This is a genomic window from Lysinibacillus sp. RC46 (genome assembly GCF_041262385.1).
Classification (GTDB): Bacteria; Bacillota; Bacilli; order Bacillales_A; family Planococcaceae; genus Lysinibacillus.
Window position 1 is genome coordinate 181,995 of sequence record NZ_JBGCCF010000008.1, and the last position, 10,638, is coordinate 192,632.

The 10,638-nt window shown below is 36.5% G+C and carries 7 protein-coding genes; all 7 read left to right on the forward strand.

Annotation, left to right across the window (positions count from 1 at the left end; translation table 11 throughout):
• The first annotated feature begins 148 nt into the window (after positions 1 to 148).
• The 7 genes from dnaA to ABH966_RS10060 all read left to right on the forward strand — a co-directional run bounded on the left by dnaA (position 149) and on the right by ABH966_RS10060 (position 10,118).
• Positions 149 to 1,498 (forward strand): chromosomal replication initiator protein DnaA, encoded by a 1,350-nt coding sequence (gene dnaA / locus ABH966_RS10030; RefSeq protein WP_142510017.1) that lies wholly within the window; start codon positions 149 to 151, stop codon positions 1,496 to 1,498.
• 169 nt (positions 1,499 to 1,667) lie between these two features.
• Entirely contained in the window at positions 1,668 to 2,804 is a 1,137-nt protein-coding gene (gene dnaN / locus ABH966_RS10035; protein ID WP_370077953.1) for a DNA polymerase III subunit beta, read from the forward strand.
• Positions 2,805 to 3,016: 212 nt separating this feature from the next.
• Positions 3,017 to 3,241: a S4 domain-containing protein YaaA gene (yaaA, locus tag ABH966_RS10040; protein ID WP_370077955.1), complete on the forward strand. Its 225-nt coding sequence runs from the start codon at positions 3,017 to 3,019 to the stop codon at positions 3,239 to 3,241.
• A 3-nt stretch (positions 3,242 to 3,244) separates the two neighbouring features.
• Positions 3,245 to 4,360 carry a DNA replication/repair protein RecF gene (recF, locus tag ABH966_RS10045; protein ID WP_370077957.1) on the forward strand — a complete coding sequence of 372 codons (1,116 nt, stop codon included), beginning with the start codon at positions 3,245 to 3,247 and terminating at the stop codon, positions 4,358 to 4,360.
• A 91-nt stretch (positions 4,361 to 4,451) separates the two neighbouring features.
• Complete coding sequence (gene gyrB / locus ABH966_RS10050; RefSeq protein WP_370077959.1) at positions 4,452 to 6,386, forward strand: DNA topoisomerase (ATP-hydrolyzing) subunit B; 1,935 nt, start codon at positions 4,452 to 4,454, stop codon at positions 6,384 to 6,386.
• 25 nt (positions 6,387 to 6,411) lie between these two features.
• Complete coding sequence (gene gyrA, locus ABH966_RS10055; RefSeq protein WP_370077961.1) at positions 6,412 to 8,889, forward strand: DNA gyrase subunit A; 2,478 nt, start codon at positions 6,412 to 6,414, stop codon at positions 8,887 to 8,889.
• Between the two features lie 146 nt (positions 8,890 to 9,035).
• Positions 9,036 to 10,118: an HD-GYP domain-containing protein gene (locus ABH966_RS10060; protein WP_370077963.1), complete on the forward strand. Its 1,083-nt coding sequence runs from the start codon at positions 9,036 to 9,038 to the stop codon at positions 10,116 to 10,118.
• Positions 10,119 to 10,638: the final 520 nt, after the last annotated feature.

Sequence of the window (10,638 nt, forward strand, 5' to 3'; positions counted from 1 at the left end):
TTGATATGCTGTGGATAATTTTTATCACAGCCTTTGGTTAACTTTTATCCACAACTTGTGAGTTTGTGGACTAGTTGTAAAATGAACGTATTTACCGTTTCTATAAATGCGCTTTTAATTGTATTGAACTGAAAAGGAGATTAGCAGCTTGGAACATTTAGAAGAACTATGGAATAATGTCCTGGCTCAAGTTGAACAAAAAATTTCTAAACCAAGCTTCGAAACGTGGCTAAAGTCTACTAAACTACTTTCCTACAATGGTAGTGGTTCTACTGTGACAATTGCTGCGCCAAATTCGTTTGCTCGAGACTGGCTTGAAAATCATTATATTCATTTGATTACAGGTATATTAACGGAGCTTACAGGCGAAGACTTGCTTATTAAGTTTGTTGTTCAAAAAAACCAGGATTCGGACGATTTCGATTTACCAGCGCCGATTATCCAAGCAAAAAATGACGATCATCATGATATTTCACCAGGTATGTTAAACCCGAAATATACTTTTGATACGTTTGTTATTGGCTCTGGTAACCGCTTTGCACATGCTGCCTCGCTAGCTGTCGCAGAAGCGCCTGCGAAGGCTTATAACCCATTTTTTATCTATGGGGGAGTAGGGCTTGGCAAAACACACTTAATGCATGCGATTGGTCATTATGTACTTGAACATAATCCAAATGCAAAGGTGGTATATTTATCATCTGAAAAATTTACAAATGAATTTATTAACTCAATTCGAGATAATAAGGCACTTGATTTCCGCAATAAATATCGCAATGTAGATGTACTGCTAATTGATGATATTCAATTTCTAGCTGGAAAAGAATCAACTCAAGAAGAATTTTTCCATACTTTTAATACATTGCATGAAGAATCGAAACAAATTGTTATTTCCAGTGACCGTCCTCCTAAGGAAATACCGACATTGGAAGATCGTTTACGTTCTCGATTCGAATGGGGACTAATTACAGATATTGCGCCCCCTGATTTGGAAACTCGTATCGCCATTCTTCGAAAAAAAGCAAAGGCTGATGGCCTAGAAGTGCCAAATGAAGTCATGCTCTATATTGCGAACCAGATTGACTCCAATATTCGGGAGCTTGAAGGTGCGCTTATTCGCGTCGTTGCCTATTCATCACTTGTTAACAAGGATATTAATGCAACTTTGGCTGCTGAAGCATTAAAGGATATTATCCCTAATTCAAAGCCACGGACTGTCACGATATTAGACATTCAAAATGCAGTAGGAGAGCATTTTAACATTCGTTTAGAGGATTTTGTCGCTAAAAAACGTACAAAGTTAATTGCCTTCCCACGTCAAGTCGCCATGTTTTTATCTCGCGAATTAACAGATTTTTCGCTGCCGAAAATTGGCGAAGAATTTGGTGGACGTGACCATACTACTGTTATCCATGCGCACGAAAAAATATCTTCTATGTTGAAAAATGACGTTCAGCTACAGCAAGATATTAAACAAATTCGAAGCATGCTAGGAAAATAATGCTGTGGACAACACAAACATTTAAACACAAACTTATACACAGTCTATCTACATGTGGATAGACTGATTTTATTCACTTGAAAGTACTTATCCACAAATCCACAGGGCCTATTACTATATCTTTTTTATTTTATATAAATAAATAATATAAATATGTGAGGGAAAACGAATGAAATTTGATATTTTACGTGACCGTTTATTAGAGGGTTTAAATGATGTCATGAAAGCCGTAAGTTCAAAAACGACTATTCCGATTTTAACGGGAATAAAAATTGATGTAACAGATGAGGGTATTCGCTTAACAGGTAGTGATGCTGATATTACAATTCAAACATTTATTCCAGTTGAAGAAGATGGCCAACAAATAATTCATATTACAGAAACAGGATCAATAGTTGTACAAGCACGTATGTTCAATGAAATTGTACGTAAGTTACCAACAAATGAGGTTGAAATTCAAGTAACAATTGGTTTCCAAACTCATATTCGTTCAGGTAAATCTGAATTCCACTTAATTGGCTCAGATGCTGCTGAATATCCTTTACTACCCGAATTAACAGAGGATCAAAAATTTACTATTCCTGCAGATCTATTAAAGTCAATTATCCGTGAAACAGTATTCGCTGTTGCCACTTCAGAAAGTAGACCAGTGTTGACAGGTGTAAACTGGCAGATAAAAAATGAAACATTAATCTGTGTTGCAACAGATAGCCACCGTTTGGCAAGACGTAAAGTTCAACTGGAAAATTTACCTGAGGTTGAACATAGTGTTGTAATTCCTGGTAAAAGCTTAAATGAGTTAAATAAAGTTTTAGAGGATTCTACAAATCTTGTGCAAATTGTTATAACAAGTCAGCAAGTGTTGTTTAAAACTGGAGAGGTATTATTCTTCTCTCGTTTACTTGAAGGTAACTACCCAGATACATCACGTTTAATTCCAGAAGAGTACCAAACAAATCTAACGATTAATGGTAAATCATTATTACAAGCAATCGATCGTGCATCTCTTGTTGCTCGTGGCGATCGTAACAATGTTGTACGTTTTGAGATTTTAGATAATCAAGCTGTTGAAGTTTCTTCCAATTCTCCGGAAATCGGTAAAGTACAAGAGGAAATTCCTGTTGAGTCATTAGAAGGGGAGAACTTAAAAATTTCTTTCAGTGCGAAATACATGATGGAAGCATTAAAAGCAATTGATGGTCAAGAGGTAGTCGTTCAATTCACAGGGGCAATGAGACCATTTATTTTACGTTCTGTTCATGACGATGCTATTTTACAATTGATTTTACCTGTACGTACGTATTAAAAAATCAATTAAACCGAGGCCAAATTGTGCCCGGAATCAGTTGAAAGAAGTAAACAATTTTTGTTGGAGAGAATAAACTCCATAATTTCAAACTCAAAGGACTTTGAAAAATGTACTGATAGTCGCTAATTGCGGCTATCTTTTTTTACTTATGACGAATTTTTAGGTATGATAGAGAGATAGACGATCTGTATTTGGAGGGGAACTCAGCTATGAAGGACATTGAAATTGATGTAGAGTTTGTCACATTAGGACAACTTTTAAAAATAACCGATGCCATTAGCTCTGGTGGCATGGCCAAGTGGTTTTTACACGAAAATGATGTATATGTAAATGGAGAAATAGATGATCGCCGCGGTCGTAAATTACGTGACGGTGACATTGTAAATATTCCTGGATGTGGTCGATTTCGTATCGTTGGTGCCGCTGGACAGTAGATTATGCATATAGAGCAATTAAAACTTACAAATTATCGTAACTATGATGCCTTAGCTTTAAACTTCTCTCCAAAAATTAATGTTTTCATTGGTGAAAATGCTCAAGGGAAAACTAATGTTATGGAATCTATTTACGTATTGGCGATGGCTAAATCCCACCGCACAACGAACGATAAAGAATTAATACGTTGGGATTCAGACTATGGTAAAATAGAAGGGGCCATTCAAAAAAGGCATGGTATTTTACCAATTGAACTTATGATTACGAAAAAAGGCAAAAAAGGTAAGATAAATCACATAGAACAAAGTCGCCTAAGTCATTATATTGGCCAAATGAATGTCGTGATGTTTGCACCCGAAGATTTAAATGTCGTAAAGGGAAGTCCGCAAATACGACGACGTTTTATTGATATGGAGATTGGGCAGATTTCGCCTGTCTATTTACATGATTTATTAACCTTTCAAAAAGTTTTAAAGCAACGTAACCACTTTTTAAAGATGAATCAAGGTAAAGCTATGCCAGACGACGTGATGTACGAGGTTTATAATGAACAATATATTCACGCAGCTACCCAAATTATTCGAAAAAGATTTCAATTTATGGATTTATTGCAGGAGTGGGCAGAGCCAATTCACGCAGGTATTTCACAAGGGAAGGAAACGTTAGCTATTAAATACCGCACAGTAGCTGGTATTGAAAAAGAGCATACTTCCAGTGAAATTGAAAACTTCTTGCATAAAAAGCTAATAGAAGCTAAGCCGCGTGAATTTGATCGAGGTGTAACACTAGTTGGTCCACATCGAGATGATTTGCAGTTTTTAGTAAATGACTATGATGTTCAGACATATGGTTCACAAGGACAGCAACGTACAACCGCTCTTTCATTAAAACTTGCTGAAATCGAATTAATTAAACAAGAAACAAATGAAACACCCATACTACTTTTAGATGATGTATTGTCGGAACTCGACGATTATCGCCAATCGCATTTATTAAATACCATTCAAGGTGAAGTTCAAACCTTTGTTACGACTACAAGTGTTGATGGAATTCACCATGAAACGATGGAGCATGCACAGCTGTTTCACGTGAAACAAGGAGCGATTGAAGAAAGTTAGCCCGGGAGTTTTTTAGATTACAAAAGAATGGTAATAGTCAGCTCGGTTGACTGTTCATTCATTTACACACAATGATGTTATGAAGGAGTAGATGAAAGCCGTGGCTATAGAGAATGAAGGTTTACAAAATCAAGCTTATGAAGCCGATCAGATACAGGTATTAGAAGGTTTAGAAGCTGTACGTAAAAGACCAGGGATGTATATCGGTTCAACAAGCTCTAAAGGGCTTCACCATTTAGTATGGGAAATTGTTGATAATAGTATTGATGAAGCTCTTGCAGGATTTTGTACAGATATAAAAGTAACAATAGAAAAAGACAATTGGATTCGTGTAGAAGACAATGGTCGTGGTATTCCGGTAAGTATTCAAGAGAAAATGGGTAAGCCTGCTGTTGAGGTTATTATGACAGTGCTCCATGCTGGCGGTAAGTTCGGCGGTGGAGGATACAAAGTATCAGGCGGTCTTCATGGTGTAGGTGCATCTGTTGTAAATGCTCTATCAGTTGAGACGATCGTTCAAGTTCATCGTGAGGGTCATATTCATGAAATTAAATTTGAACGTGGGAGAACTGCGCAAGAGCTAACGGTTATCGGTGATTCAGATCATAATGGAACAACTACACGTTTTAAAGCAGACCCTGAAATATTTAAAGAAACGACTGTTTATGAATATGATATTTTAGCACATCGTATTCGTGAATTAGCTTATTTAAATCGTGGTATCAAGATTACAATTGCTGATGAACGCGAAGGCGAGGAACGTTCTACTACGTATCATTATGAAGGTGGTATTCGTTCTTATGTTGAGCATTTGAATCAATCTAAAGAACCAATCCATGATCCAATAGATGTTCTTGGAGAAAAAGATGGTATTTCAGTTGAAATTGCTATGCAATATAATGCTGGATTCTCTTCAAATATCTTTTCATTTGCTAATAACATTAATACGTATGAAGGCGGTACACATGAGTCTGGTTTTAAAACAGCTCTGACACGTGTTATTAATGATTACGCACGAAAAAATGGCCTATTAAAAGAATCAGATACAAACCTTACTGGTGAGGATGTTCGTGAAGGGTTAACAGCTATTGTTTCAGTTAAGCACCCTGATCCACAATTTGAAGGACAAACAAAAACAAAGCTTGGTAACTCTGAAGTTAGCCAAATTACTAACTCCTTATTCTCAGATGGTTTTGAACGATTTATGTTAGAAAATCCAACTGTCGCTCGTAAAGTTGTTGAAAAAGGTTTAATGGCTGCTCGTGCACGTGTCGCTGCTAAAAAAGCACGTGAATTTACACGTCGTAAAAGTGCACTTGAAGTATCAAGTTTACCAGGTAAATTAGCTGACTGTTCATCAACAAATCCAGCTGAATGTGAAATTTATATCGTTGAGGGTGACTCTGCCGGAGGATCTGCGAAATCTGGACGTGATCGACACTTCCAAGCGATTTTACCATTACGTGGTAAAATACTAAACGTCGAAAAAGCGCGTTTAGATAAAATTTTATCGAACGCAGAAATTCGTGCGATGATTACAGCATTCGGCACAGGTATTGGTGAAGAGTTTACTTTAGAAAAGGCTCGTTATCATAAAATTGTTATTATGACAGATGCCGATGTCGATGGTGCCCACATTCGCACATTACTACTAACATTCTTCTTCCGTTTCCTTCGACCACTCGTAGAGGCAGGTTATATTTATATTGCACAGCCACCTCTTTATCAAGTAAAGCAAGGTAAGCATGTTGAATATTGCTATGATGAAGAAACATTAAAAGAAATTTTAGAACGATTACCAAAAATGCCAAAACCAAATGTGCAACGCTACAAAGGTCTTGGGGAAATGAATGCAGAGCAGCTTTGGGAAACTACAATGGATCCTGAGCACCGCACATTGTTACAAGTAGAATTAGATGATGCAATTAAAGCAAACCAAGCATTTGAGCGTTTGATGGGCGATGAAGTTGAACCTCGTCGTCAATTTATCGAAGAAAATGCAGTATACGCTAATTTAGATATTTAATTTTTCTTGAGAGGAGGTCTACACTTTGTCAGAACAAGAACGCTCCGGTGTTAAAGGAGTTAATATAACAAAAGAAATTGAAACATCCTTCCTCGATTATGCGATGAGTGTAATCGTTTCTCGTGCATTACCAGACGTACGAGATGGATTAAAGCCTGTACATCGCCGTATTTTATATGGCATGCAAGAGCTAGGGAATACAGCAGATAAAGCGTACAAAAAATCAGCACGTATCGTTGGGGACGTAATGGGTAAATACCACCCACATGGTGACTCATCCATCTATGATGCAATGGTACGTATGGCGCAAGATTTCAGCTATCGTTACATGCTAGTCGATGGTCATGGTAACTTCGGATCTGTCGATGGCGACGGAGCGGCAGCGATGCGTTATACGGAATCACGTATGTCTCGTATAGCGATGGAAATGCTTCGCGATATTAATAAAGACACAATTGACTATACAGATAACTATGATGGTTCAGAAAAGGAACCTATTGTCCTTCCGAGTCGCTATCCAAACTTATTAGTAAATGGAGCGGCAGGAATTGCGGTTGGTATGGCGACAAATATTCCGCCACATCAACTTGGTGAAACGATAGATGCTGTGATCGCACTTTCAGAAAATCCAGCTATCACAACAGAAGAATTGATGGAAATCATCCCAGGACCTGATTTCCCAACTGGTGGATTAATTTTAGGTCGTAGCGGTATTCGCCGTGCTTACGAAACAGGTCGTGGCTCGATCATTATTCGCGCAAAGGTAGAGATTGAACAAAAATCAAATGGTAGAGAAACAATTCTTATTCATGAATTACCATACCAAGTAAATAAAGCTAAGCTTATTGAAAAAATAGCAGAGCTTGTACGCGATAAAAAAATTGATGGTATTACAAACCTACGTGATGAATCTGACCGACGTGGTATGCGAGTAGTCATTGAAGTTCGTAAAGATGCAAATGCTAATGTAGTTTTAAATAATTTATATAAACAAACAGCCATGCAGTCGAGCTTCGGTATTAATATGCTGTCATTAGTAAATGGTCAACCTAAAGTAATGGGCTTAAAAGAAATGCTGTATCATTATTTAGAGCACCAAAAGGTTATTATTCGTCGTCGTACGGAATTTGAATTAAGAAAAGCGGAAGATCGTGCACATATTTTAGAGGGCTTACGTATTGCCCTTGATCATATCGATGAAATTATTGCTATTATTCGTGGTTCACGTAGTGGTGATGAAGCGAAACCTCAATTAATGGAACGATTTGATTTATCTGAACGTCAAGCACAGGCAATTTTAGATATGCGTTTAGTTCGTTTAAGTGGATTAGAGCGTGAAAAAATTGAAGCAGAATATCAAGAACTTCAAATTTTAATTGCTGAATTAAAAGCAATTTTAGCGGATGAGGCTAAAATTGTTGATATTATACGTACTGAAATAGTAGAACTAAAAGAACGCTTTAACGATAAACGTCGTACTGAAATTACTTCTGGCGGTTTAGAAATGATTGAGGACGAGGATTTAATCCCAGTCGAAAATTCAGTTGTAACTTTAACGCACAATGGTTATGTCAAACGTTTAGCTGCGAATACATATCGCAGTCAAAAACGTGGCGGTCGTGGTGTACAAGGTATGGGCACAAATGAAGATGATTTTGTAGAGCATCTTATGAATACATCTACACACGATACAATTTTGTTCTTCACTTCTAAAGGGAAAGTATTTAGAGCAAAAGGTTATGAGATTCCGGAATTTGGCCGTACAGCGAAAGGATTACCGATTGTTAACTTACTCAATATTGATAAAGGTGAGAAAGTAACAGCAATGATCCGTGTTGGTTCATTTGATGAAGATGCATACTTTATCTTCACAACTAAAACAGGTATTACAAAGCGTACACCAGTATCTCAATTTGCTAATATCCGAACAAACGGCTTAATAGCTATAAGTTTGCGAGAAGATGATGATCTTATTTCTGTTCGTTTAACAGATGGCGAGAAACAAGTGATTATCGGTACTCGTGATGGAATGCTTGTACGTTTCCAAGAGGATGATATTCGTTCAATGGGCCGTACTGCAGGTGGTGTACGAGGTATTAAACTACGTGATGGTGACGAAGTAGTTGGTATGGAAATCGTTGAACCAGGGCAGGAAATTTTAGTTGTTACAGCAAAAGGTTACGGTAAACGTACTTCTGAAGAGGAATATCGTTTACAGAGCCGTGGTGGTGTTGGATTAAAAACAATTCAAATCACTGATAAAAACGGTCCAATGGTAGCTGTAAAAACTGTTGATGGCTCGGAAGATTTAATGCTGATTACAATTAACGGTATGCTAATCCGTATGGATGTGAATGATATCTCATTAATTGGTCGTAGTACACAGGGAGTTCGTTTAATTCGTTTAAGCGATGAAGAGCTTGTTGCAACTGTAGCGAAGGTTGAAAAAGAAGAAGAATCTAACGAAGAATCTAATGAAGAAAATGATCAAGTAGAAGAATAATAAAAGACCGATGACGACAGCTAATGTTGCCGTTCATCGGTTTTTTAGTATAAATCATGAAAAATAAGTAATTATTTTGAATTCCATGATAAAATAAAATTAACCTTATATTTAAGCAAGTGAAATAGTGAAGAGGAGTTAATTGCGTGGAAACTATACATATCCCTATTTCAGAGTTACGCGTTGGAAAAGTAATTTCTGAAGATATTTTTGCTAATACACAATATCCAATAATTTTTAAAAACACGATAATTTCCCATGAACATTTACCGGTTTTTTTCGCTTTTAATATTTCGAGAGTCCCAGTTTATAAAGATGGTATAGAGGTTCGATCGGAGATAAAAGAAACAGAATTAGTTGTTCCGATAGAGGCTATTCCAACATTTAAAAAGATTTATGACAATTCTATTGAGCAATTCAAAAAGGAATTTAAAAATTGGGAAGCTGGTGCAAAGGTAGATATTACGAAAGCACGTAAAATTATTTTGCCATTATTAGAAATGGTTTTAGAAGATCGTACCATCATTTTTGAATTAAATGAGTATTCAAATCCAAAAGACTATTTGTACCATCATTGTGTAGCAACAGCATTGATTTCTTCGGTGATTGCACAAAAATTAGGCTATGACAAAGGAATTACAATTCAAGTTGCAATTGGAGGGTTATTAGCTGATTGTGGAATGGCAAAAATTCATCCACGTATCCGTGATAAAAAAACAACCTTAACAGAGCAGGAGTTTGATGAAATTTATAAGCATCCAACTTATAGCTACGATATGGTCAAAGATTTAACAATCTTAAAGGATACAATGAAAGAGGCTATTTTCCAGCACCACGAGCGTTTAAACGGTAGTGGCTATCCGAAAGGGGAAAAAATCGCTAATATTTCTACTTTTGCTCAAATTATCGCGGTTGCAGATGTATTCCATGCAATGACTTGTGAGCGAGTGTATAGAGCTAAGCAATCTTCCTTTAAAGTCATAGAGATGATTAATGAATCTGAATTTGGGAAGTTTGATATTAAAGTAGTTCGTGCACTGATAGATATTGTTGCCGACCTTCCTCTAGGAACAATAGTTGAACTATCTAATCTGGAACAAGGCGAAGTGATGTTTGTAAATAAATTTGCACCAACTCGACCACTTATCAAATTAAGCCACACAGGGGAGATATTTGATTTAGGAAAAAATCGTACCTTCTATATTTCACGTATTATAACAAATTTATAATAGTTGAAAGGCAACCCATTAACATTGGTGTTCGCCTTTTTTATTTTTAATTCGATTGATAAATTATTTAGGTGATAAAACCAAAGTATCAACAAAGATTTCAACCTCTAGCTAAGTACGAGAAAATTGATATCTTTGAAATGATTTCACTTCTTTCAGCAAATGTTTTATGTAAGGTAAGTGAAACGGCAGCTACAAGTGTCTTTTGTAGCGAAAGCAAAGCGTCAGCTACAGAAGTCTCCTACCTCTATAGGTGGTGAGATGAATGCTGATTTAAGGCTAACTAATCTTCTGAACAAAGTGGTTTAGAAGAAGAATAATAGATTTTAAAAAACTTTTAATTTTTTTCGAGAAAGTGTTGACATAGTTTTAGATTCTTGATATTATTAGTGAGTCGCCAAGAGGTGACACTTAAAACAAAGATTAATGAACCTTGAAAACTGAACAAGCAAAACGTAATCAATAAAGTTTTTAGTAGCTAACCTTGAGTTAGTGAACGAAACAAAATTTTGGACATCAA